This window comes from Reyranella soli (genome assembly GCF_007992495.1).
Taxonomy (GTDB): Bacteria; Pseudomonadota; Alphaproteobacteria; order Reyranellales; family Reyranellaceae; genus Reyranella; species Reyranella soli.
On record NZ_BKAJ01000066.1, the window covers coordinates 33,050 to 47,597 of the forward strand.

At 65.5% G+C, this 14,548-nt stretch carries 18 protein-coding genes and 1 pseudogene; 12 read left to right on the plus strand and 7 right to left on the minus strand.

Annotated elements, in window-relative coordinates; genetic code table 11:
• The first annotated feature begins 104 nt into the window (after nucleotides 1–104).
• From RSO01_RS18330 to RSO01_RS49750, 3 genes and pseudogenes are all read left to right on the plus strand, one after another.
• On the plus strand, nucleotides 105–1,256 hold the full coding sequence (locus RSO01_RS18330) for a YncE family protein (RefSeq protein ID WP_147150587.1): 1,152 nt from the start codon (nucleotides 105–107) through the stop codon (nucleotides 1,254–1,256).
• 10 nt (nucleotides 1,257–1,266) lie between these two features.
• On the plus strand, nucleotides 1,267–2,229 hold the full coding sequence (locus RSO01_RS18335; RefSeq protein ID WP_147150588.1) for a Bug family tripartite tricarboxylate transporter substrate binding protein: 963 nt from the start codon (nucleotides 1,267–1,269) through the stop codon (nucleotides 2,227–2,229).
• Between the two features lie 65 nt (nucleotides 2,230–2,294).
• A pseudogene (locus tag RSO01_RS49750) lies at nucleotides 2,295–2,417 on the plus strand (ClpX C4-type zinc finger protein); the annotation flags it as partial.
• Between the two features lie 252 nt (nucleotides 2,418–2,669).
• Here the strand turns inward: RSO01_RS49750 and RSO01_RS18345 are convergent.
• Nucleotides 2,670–3,344 (minus strand): DUF429 domain-containing protein, encoded by a 675-nt coding sequence (locus RSO01_RS18345; protein WP_147150589.1) that lies wholly within the window; start codon nucleotides 3,342–3,344, stop codon nucleotides 2,670–2,672.
• 33 nt (nucleotides 3,345–3,377) lie between these two features.
• Here RSO01_RS18345 and RSO01_RS47345 point away from each other — a divergent pair, with 33 nt between their 5' ends.
• On the plus strand, nucleotides 3,378–3,638 hold the full coding sequence (locus RSO01_RS47345) for a hypothetical protein (RefSeq protein WP_170303161.1): 261 nt from the start codon (nucleotides 3,378–3,380) through the stop codon (nucleotides 3,636–3,638).
• Nucleotides 3,639–3,704: 66 nt separating this feature from the next.
• Here the strand turns inward: RSO01_RS47345 and RSO01_RS18355 are convergent, their stop codons facing one another.
• Nucleotides 3,705–5,927: an NADP-dependent isocitrate dehydrogenase gene (locus RSO01_RS18355; protein WP_147150591.1), complete on the minus strand. Its 2,223-nt coding sequence runs from the start codon at nucleotides 5,925–5,927 to the stop codon at nucleotides 3,705–3,707.
• A gap of 133 nt (nucleotides 5,928–6,060) precedes the next feature.
• A complete protein-coding gene (locus tag RSO01_RS18360) occupies nucleotides 6,061–6,651 on the minus strand; it encodes an LOG family protein (RefSeq protein WP_147150592.1) in 591 nt (196 codons plus the stop codon).
• A 139-nt stretch (nucleotides 6,652–6,790) separates the two neighbouring features.
• On the opposite strand from RSO01_RS18360, the gene RSO01_RS18365 reads away from it, so the two are divergent.
• The 8 genes from RSO01_RS18365 (at nucleotide 6,791) to RSO01_RS18400 (ending at nucleotide 12,143) form a co-directional block, all read left to right on the plus strand.
• Nucleotides 6,791–7,867 carry a LysM peptidoglycan-binding domain-containing protein gene (locus RSO01_RS18365; RefSeq protein ID WP_147150593.1) on the plus strand — a complete coding sequence of 359 codons (1,077 nt, stop codon included), beginning with the start codon at nucleotides 6,791–6,793 and terminating at the stop codon, nucleotides 7,865–7,867.
• Between the two features lie 24 nt (nucleotides 7,868–7,891).
• Nucleotides 7,892–8,584, plus strand: coding sequence for a phosphatidylserine decarboxylase (locus RSO01_RS18370; protein WP_147150594.1), 693 nt, complete (start codon nucleotides 7,892–7,894; stop codon nucleotides 8,582–8,584).
• Between the two features lie 147 nt (nucleotides 8,585–8,731).
• A complete protein-coding gene (gene pssA / locus RSO01_RS18375) occupies nucleotides 8,732–9,562 on the plus strand; it encodes a CDP-diacylglycerol--serine O-phosphatidyltransferase (protein ID WP_147150595.1) in 831 nt (276 codons plus the stop codon).
• A gap of 10 nt (nucleotides 9,563–9,572) precedes the next feature.
• Nucleotides 9,573–9,986 carry a CDP-alcohol phosphatidyltransferase family protein gene (locus tag RSO01_RS18380; RefSeq protein ID WP_218037378.1) on the plus strand — a complete coding sequence of 138 codons (414 nt, stop codon included), beginning with the start codon at nucleotides 9,573–9,575 and terminating at the stop codon, nucleotides 9,984–9,986.
• Nucleotides 9,987–10,327: 341 nt separating this feature from the next.
• On the plus strand, nucleotides 10,328–10,468 hold the full coding sequence (locus RSO01_RS18385) for a Flp family type IVb pilin (RefSeq protein WP_246158537.1): 141 nt from the start codon (nucleotides 10,328–10,330) through the stop codon (nucleotides 10,466–10,468).
• A 281-nt stretch (nucleotides 10,469–10,749) separates the two neighbouring features.
• Entirely contained in the window at nucleotides 10,750–11,256 is a 507-nt protein-coding gene (locus RSO01_RS18390; RefSeq protein WP_147150596.1) for a prepilin peptidase, read from the plus strand.
• A 57-nt stretch (nucleotides 11,257–11,313) separates the two neighbouring features.
• Nucleotides 11,314–11,541: a hypothetical protein gene (locus RSO01_RS18395; RefSeq protein WP_147150597.1), complete on the plus strand. Its 228-nt coding sequence runs from the start codon at nucleotides 11,314–11,316 to the stop codon at nucleotides 11,539–11,541.
• 23 nt (nucleotides 11,542–11,564) lie between these two features.
• Nucleotides 11,565–12,143 (plus strand): hypothetical protein, encoded by a 579-nt coding sequence (locus RSO01_RS18400; RefSeq protein WP_147150598.1) that lies wholly within the window; start codon nucleotides 11,565–11,567, stop codon nucleotides 12,141–12,143.
• Nucleotides 12,144–12,175: 32 nt separating this feature from the next.
• Here RSO01_RS18400 and RSO01_RS18405 read toward each other — a convergent pair whose 3' ends face one another.
• The 4 genes from RSO01_RS18405 to RSO01_RS18420 form a co-directional block, all read right to left on the minus strand.
• Entirely contained in the window at nucleotides 12,176–12,946 is a 771-nt protein-coding gene (locus RSO01_RS18405; protein WP_373867929.1) for an SDR family NAD(P)-dependent oxidoreductase, read from the minus strand.
• A gap of 285 nt (nucleotides 12,947–13,231) precedes the next feature.
• Nucleotides 13,232–13,507 (minus strand): hypothetical protein, encoded by a 276-nt coding sequence (locus tag RSO01_RS18410; RefSeq protein ID WP_147150600.1) that lies wholly within the window; start codon nucleotides 13,505–13,507, stop codon nucleotides 13,232–13,234.
• Nucleotides 13,508–13,567: 60 nt separating this feature from the next.
• On the minus strand, nucleotides 13,568–13,840 hold the full coding sequence (locus RSO01_RS18415; RefSeq protein ID WP_147150601.1) for a hypothetical protein: 273 nt from the start codon (nucleotides 13,838–13,840) through the stop codon (nucleotides 13,568–13,570).
• Between the two features lie 115 nt (nucleotides 13,841–13,955).
• Nucleotides 13,956–14,537 carry a sigma-70 family RNA polymerase sigma factor gene (locus tag RSO01_RS18420; protein WP_147150602.1) on the minus strand — a complete coding sequence of 194 codons (582 nt, stop codon included), beginning with the start codon at nucleotides 14,535–14,537 and terminating at the stop codon, nucleotides 13,956–13,958.
• Nucleotides 14,538–14,548: the final 11 nt, after the last annotated feature.

The following is a 14,548-nucleotide window of genomic DNA, read 5'->3' on the forward strand; positions in this document are numbered from 1 at the left end:
GCTCCAGTAGGAGGGACGAAGACTTGATTCCCTCTGCACGGTGCATGCTCTAGGCTGCCGCCCGGCCAACGCTCCAATCAAGTGAGCGGGCCAGGAGGGACGCCATGCGGAACACGACAATCGCGAGCGTTTGCGTTGGCTTGAGTCTGGTTGCTGCGCCGGCCTGGGCGCAGATCGCCGTCTCGTCGAACGACCACAAGGTCCAGCAGGTGAACGGCGTCACCAGCAACGCCGACAATCCGACACCGGATTCGATCACCATCCTCGACCTCGGCCAGTCGCCGGTGAAGGTTTTAGGCACCGTCAATAACGTGCCGGGCAGTGTCGTCGGTCCGCCGACCTCGGTCGCCATTACGCCCGACGAATCGGTGGCGCTTGTCGCAGCCTCCACGCAGATCGATCCGGCCGACAAGACCAAGACCAAGCCCGACACCAAGGTCAGCGTCGTCGACCTCAAGGGCCAGAAGGTCCTGGACACCATCAACACCGGCCCCGGCGCGGCGGGCATCTCGCTGACCAAGGACGGCAAGCGCGCCTACGTCGCCAACCGCATGGCGGGCTCGGTCTCGATCCTGGCGCTCGACGGCAACAAGGTGAGCCTGGTCAAGACCATCGACCTGGTGCCGGCGGCCGCCTTGCTGAGCCACGTCGCCGTCTCGCCCGACGGCGCCACGGGCGTGGCGACGCGCAACGGCGACGGCAAGGTTGCCGTCGTCAAGCTCGGCCCCGATTCGATCAGTGAGAAGGCCACGCTCGACGTGGCGCCGCGGCCCTATGCGGTGTCGATCACGCCCGACGGCAAGTACGCCGTGGTGGCGAGTCTCGGCGATCCCAAGGCCAACGGCATGTACACCGTGATCGACATCTCGAGTGATCAGCCCAAGATCGTCGGCACCGTCGACATCGGCCACGAGAGCCTCGAAGGCTCGATGATGTCAGGCGACGGCAAGTGGGTGGCGGGCATAGCGCATGGCGGCTCGACCCGGCCCAAGGATGCGCCGCAGTTCAAGCCCAACGGCATGCTCGTGCTCTACAGGCTCGACGACGGCAAGCTCACCAAGACCAGCGAGGCGCCGATCGGGGCGTGGTCGCAGGGCGTGTCCTTCTCCAAGGACGGCAAGACCGTCGCGGCGCAGAACATGATCCAGAAGAACATCCAGGTGTTCAAGAACGACGACGGCAAGCTCACCGACACCGGTCAGAAGATCGAGGTCGGCGGCGGCGCCGCCGCCATCCGCTCGTCGACAGATCGATAAGGACCAATTGATGAAACGGCGTACGCTTATCCTCGGCTCGCTCGTCGCGTTATCGGCGGGCGGGGCGGGGGCCCAACAGACTTTCCCCTCGCAGCCGGTCAAGGTCGTGGTGCCCTTTCCGCCGGGCGGCGGCACCGACGCGCTGGCGCGCGCCATCCAGGAGCCGATGCAGAAGGTGCTGGGCCAGACCGTCATCGTCGATAACAAGGGCGGGGCGGGTGGCGCGCTGGCGCACGAGTACGTGGCCAAGCAGCCGCCCGACGGGCACACGGTGCTGGTCAGCTCCAACAACCAGATGCTCTACCCTTTTCTGGTCGCCAAGCTCACCTTCGATCCGGCCGCCTTCGTGCCGGTGGGCTTCATCGCCAAGCAGGAATCGGTGTTCGTCGGCAGCGCCGATGCGCCGTGGGCCGACCTGGCGGCGATCACCGAGGCGGCGCGCAAGGCGCCGGGCGAGGTGCAGTACGGCACCGCCGGCGTCAGCACGCCGATGCATCTGTCGACCGAGCGCTACGCGCTCCTCAACAAGATCAAGCTGACGCACGTGCCGTTTCGCGGCACCGGCCCGTTGGTCACCGACCTTCTGGGCGGTCATATCAAGCTCGGCATGTCGAGCCTCACCAGCGTGCTGCCGCATATCCAGGCGGGCAAGCTCAAGGCCTACGGCATGGCGGCACCCGAGCGCGCCGCGCTGGCGCCCGACATCAAGACCTTCAAGGAGCAGGGTTTCGGCGACGTCGACGGCACCATCGTCTACACGATGATCGCGCCGCCCGGCACGCCGGCCGCGGCCATCGCCAAGCTGAACGAAGCGCTGAATGCCGGCGTGTCGACGCCCGAGATGACGGCGGAACTGCGCAAGCGCGGCTTCGTCGCCATGGGCGGTACGCCCAAGGAACTCGCCGACTGGACAGCGGTGCAGGCGGGCATCTGGGGACCGGTGCTGCAGGCAGCGGGGATCAAGCCAGAGTAGGTTGACGGGCGGGCTGTCAGGGTATACCTGACTGTCAGGATGGTCCTGACAGGAGGGAGATCGCCATGACGGCGACGTTGTCGAAGACCCTCTATTGCTCGTTCTGCATGAAGTCCCAGCACGAGGTGGCGAAGCTGGTCGCGGGCCCGGCGCAGATCTTCATCTGCGACGAGTGCGTGGATCTATGTAATCAGTGGATCGCCGACCGTCCGCCGAAGCCGTCGAAATTCCCGCCGCCCGAGGAAGTTGCGACCGAACGCCTGCTGGAACATCTGCGGGCAATCGAGGAGACGGTGAGGGCCAAGGGGGATCAGCTCCAACGCACGGTCGACTTGCTGCGATCACGCGAGGTGAGCTGGGCGCAGATCGGTACGGCATTGGGCGTCTCGCGCCAATCCGCGTGGGAGCGCTTCACCTGAGACTCATGCTCTTCCGGACCACTAAAACCAGATGTTCATCGGCAGGCCGCGGCTGTCGCGAGACTTGGCGGGTCCGAGGCGTGTCGCCTTTTTCTGAGTGATCAACAGCGCGGTGCGGCAGACGGCGATGGCGTCGAGGATGTCGTCGCGGGCGGCGCCGGAGAGGCGGTCTACGGGGCAGGGGAAGCCGTGCTTCGCTAAAAGCTTGCAGCGCTCGGCATAGCCGTCGGGTTGGCGCTTCTTGCTCAGCACCGGCTTGCCGCCATTCATGCGCGCGAAGGCGAGCTCGGGATGGGCCTCGTAGACGATGCGCTTCAGTTTCGGACGCGAGCACAGAAGCTCGTCGACCTCGCGCATTTTGGGGAACAGATGAAAGGTCTGCTGGTTGATGCCGACGCCCAGCGTCTTGCTGAGCGCATTGGCCTCGGCGTGGGTGGTGCAGGCGAGCGCCGGCCGGCACGGTGTCGGGAAGACCGAGCTTGCCTTGCCCGGCATCAGCCTGCGCGCCTCGACCTCGCAGATGCGTGGTGGGCGCGGCACGTCGACGAAGCCGATCGGCATGTCGACCGCCAAAATGGAAAGACCCTCGCAGGCTTCTGCGAGGGTCTTCACGACTCTTACATCCAACGTGCCGTTGGCGTCGCGCCGGCAGACGACCCAGCCGGTACGACAACCATCAGCGCCACCAACTACCATTGGGTTTGGTTAACGGTTGCTTCGCTGACTGTCTTGCAGTCTTCTCCACCTGATGAGGTAGCCGAAGCCTGGGGCAATGAGCATCCCGCCGACAATCCATTGAAACAGGCTAAGCGGGCGCACGTCAGGATCGGCGCCTGTGAGGAAGAGAAAGACGAAGAAGGCCAGGACGCCGCCTGCGATCATTGCCAGCGCGACGACCAGACCTTTCCGAGAATTTGGCATGAACCTCTAACCCTCAAGAAATCGGCGACCGGACGCGGTCGCCTGCGTGACCCGATCACAACGCGTTGAAGGGCCCAGGGTTGAGGACCGACCAAGCCGCCCCGGTTGCCCGGGGCGGTTCCACCCGACGCCGCGTCAGAGAGCAGCGAGCGCCTTGTTCAACGTCGCGCTCGGCCGCATCGCCGCCGAGGTCTTGGACTGATCGGGCTGATAATAACCGCCCGTATCCACCGGCTTGCCCTGCGCGGCGATCAGCTCGGCATCGATCTTTGCCTCATTTTCCTCCAGCGTCTTCGCCAGCGGCTTGAAGCGCGCCGACAAGGCCGTGCTGTTGTCGCGCCGGGCCAGCGCCTGGGCCCAGTACAGGGCCAGGTAGAAATGGCTGCCGCGATTGTCCAGCTCGCCGACCTTGCGTGCCGGCGAACGGTTGTTCTCGAGGATCTTGCCGTTGGCCTCGTCGAGCGTCTCGGCCAGGACCTTCACGTCCTCGTTGCCGGTCCGCTGCGCCAGATGCTCCAGCGACGCGCCGAGCGCCAGGAACTCGCCCAGCGAATCCCAGCGCAGATAGCCTTCGTGCTGGAACTGCTCGACATGCTTGGGCGCCGAACCGCCGGCCCCGGTCTCGAACAGGCCGCCGCCCGCCAGCAACGGCACGATCGACAGCATCTTGGCCGACGTGCCCAGCTCCATGATCGGGAAGAGATCGGTCAGGTAATCACGCAGCACGTTGCCGGTGACCGAGATGGTGTCGAGACCCTGGCGAATGCGATCGAGCGAGACCTTCATGGCCTCGACCGGCGCCAGGATGCGGATGTCCAGGCCCGATGTGTCCTCGCTCTTGAGGTATTTCTCGACCTGGGCGATCAACTGCGCGTCGTGCGCGCGCTTGGCATCGAGCCAGAACACCGCCGGAGTCTTGGACAGGCGTGCGCGGCGCACCCCGAGCTTGACCCAGTCGCGGATCGGCTCGTCCTTGACCTGGCACATGCGGAAGACGTCGCCGGTCTCGACCGGCTGCGACAGCAGAACCGTGCCGTCATCGGCGACCACGCGCACTGTTCCGGCGGTGGCGACCTCGAACGTCTTGTCGTGCGAGCCGTACTCCTCGGCCTGTTGCGCCATCAATCCGACGTTCGGCACCGATCCCATCGTCTTCGGATCGAAGGCGCCATGCGCCTTGCAGTCCTCGATGACGGCCTGGTACAGCGTCGAATAGCAACGATCGGGGATCGCGGCGAGCGCGTCGTGCAGCTTGCCGTCAGCGCCCCACATCTTCCCCGATTCGCGGATCATCGCCGGCATCGACGCATCGATGATCACGTCGCTCGGCACGTGGAGATTGGTGATTCCGCGGTCGGAATTGACCATGGCCAGGCCGGGTCGCTTCGCATAGGTGGCCTGGATATCGGCCTTGATCGCCGCCTTTTCCGCCTCCGGCAGCGTCTCGATCCGGGTCAGCATGTCGGCCACGCCGTTGTCGGGATCGACACCGAGGCGCGTCAACGTGGCGCCATGCTTCTCGAACACGTCGGCGAAGAACACGGAAACGCAATGACCGAACAGGATGGGATCGGAGATCTTCATCATGGTCGTCTTGAGGTGCAGCGAGAACAGGATTCCGTCCTTCTTCGCAGCGTCGATCTGTGCGGCGTAGAAGGCGCGCAACGCCTTGCGGTTCATCACCGAGGCGTCGATGATCTCGCCGGCCTTGAGCGGCGTCTTCGCCTTCAGCACCGTGACCGCGCCATCGCTGCCGACCAGCTCGATACGGGCATTGGTCGGTGCCGCGACGGTCGTCGCGACCTCCGAACCGTAGAAGTCGCTGCCCGACATGTGCGCCACGTGCGTCTTCGAGTCCTTGGTCCAGGCGCCCATCTTGTGCGGATGCTTGCGCGCGTACTGCTTCACGGCGCCGGCGGCGCGACGGTCGGAATTGCCCTCGCGCAGCACCGGATTGACGGCGCTGCCGAGCACCTTGCCGTAGCGGGCGCGAATTTCCTTGTCCGCCGGCGTCGCGTCGCTGTCCGGATAGTTCGGGACGTCGTAACCCTTGCTCTGCAGCTCCTTGATCGCGGCCTTAAGCTGCGGGATCGACGCAGAGATGTTGGGCAGCTTGATGATGTTGGCCTCGGGGCGCATCGCAAGCTTGCCGAGCTCGGCGAGCTCGTCGTTGATCCGTTGCGCGGGCGTCAGCTTTTCGGGGAAGTTGGCGATGATGCGGCCGGTCAGCGAAATGTCCTTCAGCTTCATCTTCACGCCGGCCGTCGCGACGAAGGCCTCGACGATCGGCAGCAGCGAAAACGTTGCAAGCCCGGGCGCTTCATCGACCTTCGTCCAGACGATTTCGAGATCTGACATACTTGCACCTCCGTGCGCCGCTTCGTTTCGGCCGGGTTGATCTATTGCTGATTATGGCCCGTCTTGTTGCATCGCCGCGAGGCAAAGGCAATGCGTCCAGGAGGCGTGGACTCCAGCGTCGTCGGCGCGCTGTTCAGACGCGGTCTAGCCGGATTTCGAAGCCGACCGAACGCGGCATTGCTGCGATTGCAGGCAGGACCTCTTTGAGGTCGCTCACGAAAGCGACATGGTCGAGATGTGTCCGTTCGGCGAAACCGCCTTCGACGACACCGCGCAGAAGGGCTGCGAGAGGCTGCCAGTAACCGCCCTGGTCGACGATCACGATCGGCTTGGAATGGAGGCCGAGCGTCCGCCAGGACAGGACCTCGAACAGCTCCTCCAGGGTGCCGATTCCGCCCGGCAGGACGACAAAGGCGTCCGAGCGCTCGAACATCTGCAGCTTGCGCTCGTGCATGGTCTCGACGACTACCGTCTCGGTCAGGGCCGGATGGCCTGCCTCGCGCTGCAGCAGGAAGCGGGGGATGACGCCGACCACCCGGCCGCCCCCCTTGAGGGCGGCATTGGCCACTAGCCCCATCAGGCCGACCCCGCCGCCGCCATAAACCAGGGCTATGCCTTCGCGCGCCAAAAGCTCGCCCAGATGCTGGGCGACCTCCCGGGCGGAAGGGTCGGTGCCGAAGCGGGCGCCACAGAAGACGCAGAGGGAGGAGGGGGCAGGTTTCACTTTATCTACACGGACCGGGAACAGACGGTTCTATTTACAGACGATCCGACGTCTTTCCGGACCGAGCCAACATGGTATCATTTCGCAGAGGAAGGTTGCGACGCCAATGGGGGCGGGTAGTCGCACCGTCGGGAGGGTGATGTCACGCACTGTTATCTGGCTCGTCGTAGGCGGGGCGATCGTGATCGCGGCCGGGCTCGGCGTGGCGTGGCAGGTGCGGATGAACGAGCAGGCCGTCCTCGATCGGGCGACCAAGCCGATAGCTGCCGTACCGCAAGCCGCGCCGTCCTCGACATCGAGCGCAACACCGCCAGCCGCAGCCGCTCCAGCGGCACCGTCGCCTGCACCGCCCGTGGTGGCGGTGCCCACCTTCGACATCGCCCGCATCTCGCCGGACGGCCGCGCCGTGATCGCCGGCCGCGCAAACCCGGGCGCGAAGATCGTGCTGCTGGATGGCGGCAAGGAGATCGCGCGCGGCGAGGCCGATGCACATGGCGAATGGGTCGTCATCGCGCAGGATCCGCCGCTCAGTTCCGGCCAGCACGAGTTGCGCGTGGTGCAGCACATCGAAGGGCGCGCGCCGGTGACGTCGGAACAGGTGGTTGTGGCCGTCGTGCCCGAGGCGCCCGTAGCGCCTCCGACGGCGCCCGGACAGCCGCGTCCGCCGACGCAGCCGCCGCGCGAAGAGACGCTGGTGATGATCGCGCCGCCTGGCGGTGGGCCGGCGAAGCTCGTACAGGCGCCGTCGGCTGCTGGCGTGCCGCGCTCGGGCGATCTTGCGATGTCGACGCTCGACTATGACGAAGCCGGTCATGTCACGGTCACCGGTCAGGCGACGCCGGGCGTCGTGGTGCGCGTCTATATCAACGACAATATGGTGGCCGAGGGCGCCGCCGGCCCGGACGGTCACTGGAAGCTACAGCCGCCCGATCCGATCGGACCCGGCAAGCACACGCTGCGGCTCGATCGGCTGGCGACCGACGGCAAGCCGATGGCGCGCCTGGAACTGCCGTTCGAGCGCGTCGTGGTGCCGCCGGGCACCAAGGACACGCGCCGTCTGGTCGTGGTGCGCGGCGACAATCTCTGGAATATTGCGCGCGCCCATTACGGCACGGGCTTCCATCACACGGTGATCTACGGGGCCAACAAGGAACAGATCATCAATCCCGACCTGATCTATCCTGGCCAAGTCTTCAGCCTGCCCAAGGTCAACTGAGACCACGGCAACAGAGAACCTTTCATGCTGGCGAATTTCTTCGTGCCGATCCTCGACGACGGCTGGCGCTTCATCGCGATCTTTGCCGGGATCACCTTTCTCGCGGCGCTGACCGGCGCGGCCTGGCTGTTCTGGCCGCTGTTCGTGCTGACGCTGTGGTCGATCTACTTCTTCCGCGATCCCTCGCGCGGCGTGCCGCAGGACGACGACGTGCTGGTGGCGCCGGCCGACGGGCTGGTGCAGATGGTGGTCGACGCCGTGCCGCCGGCCGAACTCGGGCTGGGCGACCTGCCGCTCAAGCGGGTGTCGATTTTCCTCAGCGTGTTCGACGTCCACATCAACCGCACGCCGTGCGCCGGCACCGTCGACGTCGTCTCCTATCGGCCGGGCAAGTATCTCAACGCCGCCGCCGACAAGGCGAGCGAGGACAACGAGCGCATGGCGATCGCGCTCAAGCGCGCCGACGGCCGCACCATAGGCTGCGTGCAGATCGCCGGCTGGGTGGCGCGACGCATCGTCTGCTACATCAAGCCCGGCCAGGCTGTGCAGGCCGGCGAGCGCTTCGGCCATATCCGCTTCGGCAGCCGCACCGACCTCTACCTGCCGCCCGGCGCGCGATTGCTGGTGGCGACCGGCCAGCGCATGATCGGCGGCGAAACGGTGATGGCGGAGCTCGATCCGGTGAAGCCGGAACCTCGGCGGGTCGTCGAGTTTTAGTATAAAATGAAGACCTCACCCTGAGGAGCGGTCCGCAGGACCGCGTCTCGAAGGGTGGATACAGCCCCGGTGTTGCCATCCTTCGAGACGCCGCGCTGCGCGAGGCTCCTCAGGATGAGGTGATCTTGTTGATGGAGTGAGCTCGCGATGGACAGCGACTTTCGCACCCGCCACGGCCGGTTGCGGGGCTTTTCGATCAACCGGCTGATCCCCAACGTGCTGACGCTCGCGGCGCTGTGCTCGGGCCTGACGGCGATCCGCTTCGGCCTGCAAGGGCAGATGAGGCTCGCGGTCATCGCGATCTTCGTCGCCGCGGTGCTCGACGCGATGGATGGCCGCGTTGCCCGGCGGCTGGGCGTGACCAGCCGATTCGGTGCCGAGCTCGATTCGCTGTCGGACTTCCTGTGCTTCGGCGTGGCGCCGGCGCTGGTGCTCTACATGTCCTCGCTGTCGGACGCCGGTTCGCTGGGCTGGGTCGTCACCCTGATGTTCCCGATGTGCTCGGCGCTGCGCCTTGCGCGCTTCAACACGGCGCTGGTCGCGGACACGCCGCCGCCGGTCTGGACAGGGTCGTACTTCACCGGCGTGCCGGCGCCGGCCGGTGCGCTGCTCGCCCTGATACCGCTGATGGTGAGCTTCGAGATCGAGGCGGCATGGCCGCGCCATGCGCTGGTCGTCGGCACGGTGCTGGTGCTGGTCGGCGGCCTGATGGTGAGCCGACTGCCGACCTTCTCGTTCAAGAAGGGCAGGGTGCCACGCCATCTCGTGCTGCCGGCGCTGCTTGGCGCGGCGCTGGTGATGGGCGTGATCGCAAGCTCGCCGTGGATCGGGCTGTCGTTGCTCGGCCTCGTCTATGTGTCGCTCATTCCCTACAGCTGGATGAGCTACCAGCGGCAGGCCCGGCAGGATCGCGAGCGCGCCGGCGCGGAGGTCGTGAACCTGCGCGCGGTCGATTCGGGGTCGCCGCCCGCCGAGTGATCGATCGTCGATGCTCGATCCGCTCTTGCGGCGATGGATCGATCCATCGCTCAACCAGGCCGGCGCCTGGCTCGCTCGCCGGGGCTTGTCGGCCGACGCGGTCAGCCTCTCGGGCCTTGCGGTCGGCCTCGTCACCGTCCCGCTGCTCGCTTGGCAGCAGTACCACGCGGCACTGCTGGTCATCCTGCTGAACCGGCTGATCGACGGCCTCGACGGCGCGATCGCCCGCCACATCGGCACGACGCGGTTCGGCGGCTACCTCGACATCATGTGCGACATGGGCTTCTACGCCGCCGTACCGGTCGGCTTCGCGCTCGCCCGGCCCGACAACGCGCTGTGTGTGGGCGGCGCTGCTGCTGGCGTCCTTCGTCTGCACGGCGTCATCGTTCCTGGGCCGGGCTGTCCTCGCCGTACAACGCGATGAGCCCGACGACGGCGCGCGGGGAACCAAGTCGTTCTTCCATGCCGCCGGCATCATCGAGGGTACGGAAACCATCGTCGCTTTCATCCTCTTCTGCCTCTTTCCGATGGCGTTTCCCTGGTTGGCCGGCGTCTTCGCCTTGCTGTGCTTCGGGACGGCTGCGGCTCGCGTTCTCGAGGCCAAAAAGTAATTTTTTTCAAACTCTTATCTATCGTCCTTAATGTTTTTATTGACGTTAGATTCAGGGTTGAGTACGTTTCTTCCCGTAACGGCCCCAGCAGAGGGCCGCATCCCCCTTTGAATCGACCCCCGAGAAATCAATGCTGTCCTTTTTCCGACGTCTAATGAAGAACACCCAAGGCGCCACGGTCGTTGAGTACACGCTTATCGCTTCGTTGATCGCCGTGGCCGCCATCGCGTCAATGCGTTCGGTCGGTACGAAGGTTTCGAGTGTGTTGGGAGCGGTCGGACCGGCAATCAACTGAACGAATTGCCCGACGACAGAACTGCCAAGGCGGCCCAGTAAATGGGCCGCCTTTTGTTTTGGGCCGCTATTAGATGTATGAGACTGGGATTTTTCCCTTTAAAAAGAACGTATTACAACCTTGACTTGAGGTAACACTGAAAATATCGTTCGTAACGATTTTATCTGCTGTCCTTTGTTTGTTCATTCGTTTGGAAATTAGTTGTTGAGACTTATTTTCCCGGCCGTGCGTTTGCGGCCGATTCCTGACGAATCTAAGGGCGGCGGCACGATGAGTATCGGATGTCGCTGTTTGCCTTTGTTCAGACCGGCTGCCTGATCGCCTTCGCGCTGCTCCTGGTGCTCGCGGCTTGGCAGGACTGGCGCATGATGCAGATCGCCGACGGGATCTCGCTCGAGATCATCGCGCTCTTCGTCGTCTGGGCCGCGGCGGGCTTCGTTTCGGGCACTTTCTCCCTGTTCGATCTGGCGATGGCGCTGGTCTGCGCGGCCGGCATGTTCGGCCTCTGCACACTCGCTTTCGCCGCCGGCGCCATGGGCGGCGGCGACGTCAAGCTCGCGGCGGCCGTCAGCCTGTTCGCCGGGCCGGTCCTGATCCTCGACTTCGTCCTGGTGACGGCCGTGGTCGGCGGACTCCTGGGACTGGCGATCCTGGCCGGCGCGCCGATCGGTCCCGTCGCCCCGGCGGGCGACGGCACGGTGCGGGCGCGCCTGCGCAGCAACCTTCCATATGGTCCGGCGATCGCCGTGGGCGGCCTGTCGGTCGCCCTGGCCCACGCCTTGACGTGACGCAAAGAGGGGAAGCGTCATGAACAGCAAGCGTATCGTCTTCCTGCGCTGCTCGCCGTGATCGTTGCCGGCACCACGGCCTTCCTCGCACGCGCCTGGCTGCAGGCCGAGCGCGCCGCGATCGCCGCCCAGATCGGCGGCCCCAAGCCCGTCGCCGCGCCGGCGGTGCAGGTGCTGGTGGCGCGCAATGCGCTACGCACGGGCCAGCTGATCAAGCCCGAGGACCGTAGCGCCGAACTCAGGCGCAATCCAAACTTCTTCCCGCAATCCGCTGCTAGCGGCTAGAGTGGCGGGGAAGGGGGAAGATCATGCGCGGACTTCGACTCGGCACTTTCGGTTTCATGGGCGGCCTCGCCGCGTTGACGATGATGGCGGCAGCGGCTCCGGCACAGACGCCGCGCAGCAGCATCGACATGCAATCGAGCCAGCCCGTGCCGGAATTCAAAGATCCCAAGACGGGGCAGATCTGGACACCGCTCAATGTCGGCCAGCAGAGCGGCCCGCCGACGCCGCAGGACCTCGCCTTCGATCCACTGAGCCAGGCGGTCTACGTCAAGGGCGTGGTGACGCAGAAGCCGAGCATCGTGCCGCTGTCGTCGGTGCCGATCACGGCGGGCCCGACGGTGCCGATCGTCAATATCGGCGACGCCACCTTGAGCGCCATCCCCGGCAAGCGCTGGCAGGTCGTGCTCTACCTGCAGAACAACAGCGCCAGCACCGTAGTGCCGCTGCTGACCTGCCGCTTCACCAACTCGAGCAGGCTGGTCGAGGAGACGCACGTGCTGGTGCCCGCCGTCGGCGCCGGCCTGCGCGTCGGCATGATCATCTACGGACCCAAGACCGACCTGTTCGTCGACCGCGCCAATTGCGGCGTGAAGTCGCCTTAGTCGGGAGCGCGGGCCAGAGGCCCGCGCTCCCGTCAGCCCAATACCGAATACCCGCCGTCGACGGTGATGGCGGCGCCGGTCACGAAATCGGACGCCGCCGCGGCCAGGAACACCGCGATGCCGGCGAAGTCCGACGGCTCGCCCCAGCGGCCGGCCGGCGTGCGGCGCAGCACGTTGTCGTGCAGCCCCTGGATCTGTTCGCGGGCGCGGCGGGTCAGGGCGGTGTCGATCCAGCCCGGCAGGATGGCGTTGACCTGGATGTTGTCCTTGGCCCACGCGGTCGCCATCGACTTGGTCATCTGCACCATGCCGCCCTTGCTCGCAGCGTAGGCGGTGGCGAAGGGGGCGCCGAAGATCGACATCATCGAGCCGATATTGATGATCTTGCCCATGCCGCCCTTCTTCATCTCGGAATAGGCGGCGTGGCTGCAGATGAAGGCGCTGGTGAGGTTGCTGTCCATCACCGTGTGCCATTCCGCGACCGTGTACTGCTCAGGCTGCTTGCGGATCGACATGCCGGCGTTGTTGACCAGGATATCGAGCCGGCCGTGCGCCTTCACCGTGTCGGCCATCAGCGCGCGGCAGGAGTCTTCCTTCAGCACGTCGACCGGGATGGCGCTCGCCCTCGCGCCGGCCTCCTGGATCTGCTTGACCGCGTCGGCATTCTTGGCGGCATCGCGACCCGCGACGACGATGGTGGCGCCGGCGCGCGCCATGCCCAGCGCCATGCCGAGTCCAATGCCGCCATTGCCGCCTGTGACCACGGCGACGCGGCCGGAAAGATCGAAAAGCTCCATGTCCAGGTTCCTCCCTCAGGTCGGCCTGTATAGCGAACCGAAGCAACCCGGAACAACGCTGCTCGTTAACTGCAGGCATGGAGATCGGGAGAGGGCACAAGCGTCCCTCCCTGCAGTCGAGTTCGCGGTGCGCCGGCCGGGCTGACCGACGCGTTGCGAATGAGGGTGGCGGCGGTCGCAAGGCCGCCGCCATTCTGTTTTCGGGAAATACACACGACCTCAAATTCCTCTCCCCCTAGCGGGGGAGAGGAGCATGAACGATGCCGAGATGGATAGGGCGAGAACTCCTCACTAAGGTCCGGACTTGGTCGGCGCACCATCTTCCTGGAGGTCAGGGAGACCGAGCTTTTCCTGTGCCTTCTTGACGTCGGCGAACAGGCTGTGCTCGCCTTCGGTCATGCCTTCCTCGGTCGCGACCTGCATCAGGCGCGCGTCGAGCTCCCACTGCTTGAGGATGGCAGCCTTCTCTTTCCGGTCGAGATCCTTGCACGCGACAACGTCGGTGGGATGCTTGAAGACGCTGCTCGGATTGGTCATGGCCTTCTTCTTGTCTTCGCTGGCGAGCATGTCGGTCTCCATCTGGTGAGACAGGAGAACGGATGGCCGCTTGCCGAAGTTCCTCTTTCGCTACGCCTTCTTGCCGCCCGGCGTCTTGCTGCCCGGACCGCCTTTGCCGTCATCGGCGTTGGCCGCGTCGTGATCGATCAGGCTGAGAAGGTCGTTGGGCAGCGGCTCGCTCGCGATCTCGTCGTACATCGCGTGGAGCTGCTTCTGCAGCCACATGTCGAAGGGTCGCTCGGCGGACGCCTTGGCGGGTCGCGCCGTCTTTCCATCCGCAGCCTTCGGCCCCGCCTTGGACGCCGGGGCCGGAGGACGCCGCCTGTTGTCATCAGAGGCCATGACGTTCTCCTCGGGGAATGCTGCCCATTCCTCCGGGTCCCGTCTGAGCCATTGATCTCTCCCCCACGAACTATCCATGACTATACTACAACCTCACGCCGTCTTCGGAAGGGGATTAGCGGTGCTGCTCCTGGTGCACCTCGTCGGCGTCGCGGTCGGCGGCGATGTCGACGCTGTTCGCCGGGCGCGGCTTGGTCTCGCCTTCCAGCAACAGGCGCTCAAGGGTGTCGCGAGCGCGGCTGATGCGGCTCTTCACCGTGCCCACCGACACGCCGGTGTGCTGCGCGATCACCTCGTAGGGCAGGCCCTCGAGGACCGCCAGCAGCAACGCCTCGCGCTGAGTCGGTGCGAGCTTGGCGAAGGCGGAGACGAACTCGCGCATCACCAGACCGCTCTCCTGATGCGCCGGATGCGACAGCGATTCGGCGATCGCCGTATCGACCGGCACGGTGGGCCGCTGACGGCGCAGGCCGGAAATGAACTCGTTGCGCTGGATGCGGAACAGCCACGCCGCGAGGTTGGTGCCCGGCTGGAAGCTGTGGCGTCCAGTCAATGCCTTGATGACGGTGTCGTGGACCAGGTCATCTGCTGCGTCGCGATCACGCGTCAGCGACAGTGCGTAGATCCGCAGCCGCGGAAGGATGGCCTTCAGCTGCTCGTGGAAGTCGCGAATGTCGTTGCTCGTTTCGGTGGCCATGAACCTCTCCA

Bases quoted from the DNA above. Each gene is read 5' to 3' on its own strand.
- RSO01_RS18330 (WP_147150587.1), top strand. From the start codon at position 105: ATGCGGAACACGACAATCGCGAGCGTTTGCGTTGGCTTGAGTCTGGTT.
- RSO01_RS18335 (WP_147150588.1), top strand. From the start codon at position 1,267: ATGAAACGGCGTACGCTTATCCTCGGCTCGCTCGTCGCGTTATCGGCG.
- RSO01_RS18345 (WP_147150589.1), bottom strand. From the start codon at position 3,344: ATGGTAGTTGGTGGCGCTGATGGTTGTCGTACCGGCTGGGTCGTCTGC.
- RSO01_RS18355 (WP_147150591.1), bottom strand. From the start codon at position 5,927: ATGTCAGATCTCGAAATCGTCTGGACGAAGGTCGATGAAGCGCCCGGG.
- RSO01_RS18365 (WP_147150593.1), top strand. From the start codon at position 6,791: ATGTCACGCACTGTTATCTGGCTCGTCGTAGGCGGGGCGATCGTGATC.
- RSO01_RS18370 (WP_147150594.1), top strand. From the start codon at position 7,892: ATGCTGGCGAATTTCTTCGTGCCGATCCTCGACGACGGCTGGCGCTTC.
- pssA (WP_147150595.1), top strand. From the start codon at position 8,732: ATGGACAGCGACTTTCGCACCCGCCACGGCCGGTTGCGGGGCTTTTCG.
- RSO01_RS18380 (WP_218037378.1), top strand. From the start codon at position 9,573: ATGCTCGATCCGCTCTTGCGGCGATGGATCGATCCATCGCTCAACCAG.
- RSO01_RS18385 (WP_246158537.1), top strand. From the start codon at position 10,328: ATGAAGAACACCCAAGGCGCCACGGTCGTTGAGTACACGCTTATCGCT.
- RSO01_RS18390 (WP_147150596.1), top strand. From the start codon at position 10,750: ATGTCGCTGTTTGCCTTTGTTCAGACCGGCTGCCTGATCGCCTTCGCG.
- RSO01_RS18400 (WP_147150598.1), top strand. From the start codon at position 11,565: ATGCGCGGACTTCGACTCGGCACTTTCGGTTTCATGGGCGGCCTCGCC.
- RSO01_RS18410 (WP_147150600.1), bottom strand. From the start codon at position 13,507: ATGCTCGCCAGCGAAGACAAGAAGAAGGCCATGACCAATCCGAGCAGC.
- RSO01_RS18415 (WP_147150601.1), bottom strand. From the start codon at position 13,840: ATGGCCTCTGATGACAACAGGCGGCGTCCTCCGGCCCCGGCGTCCAAG.
- RSO01_RS18420 (WP_147150602.1), bottom strand. From the start codon at position 14,537: ATGGCCACCGAAACGAGCAACGACATTCGCGACTTCCACGAGCAGCTG.